Annotated in this window: 1 protein-coding gene; it reads right to left on the bottom strand. The window is 70.9% G+C overall.

The features are described from left to right. A partial coding sequence (locus E0D90_RS26265) for a response regulator (RefSeq protein ID WP_227870536.1) occupies positions 1-250 on the bottom strand: 250 nt, incomplete at its 3' end. Positions 251-265 lie beyond the last annotated feature (15 nt).

The raw sequence follows: 265 nt of genomic DNA, 5'->3' as shown, positions 1-265 counted from the left end.
CCTCCAGCAGGTCGTGGACCATGTCGGGGTTGTCGTGCATCGTCAGCACGAGTACATGCGTGCCGGGGGCGACCCTCGCGATCTCGGCGATCGCGTCGGAGGTGCGCGGGCCCGGCATCTCGACGTCGAGCAGCATCACGTCCGGGCGCAGCCGGGCCGCCAGGGCAACGGCCTCGGCGCTCGTCGACGCCTCGCCGACCACGGCGAAGTCCGGTTCGGTGCCGAGGACCTCCTTCAACCCGTCGCGCATGAGGGTGTGGTCGTC

It is taken from the genome of Streptomyces otsuchiensis, assembly GCF_004305975.1.
Lineage (GTDB): Bacteria > Actinomycetota > Actinomycetes > Streptomycetales > Streptomycetaceae > Streptomyces > Streptomyces otsuchiensis.
Note: the sequence above shows the minus strand (reverse complement) of the source record. Positions and strands in the feature narration are given on the sequence as shown.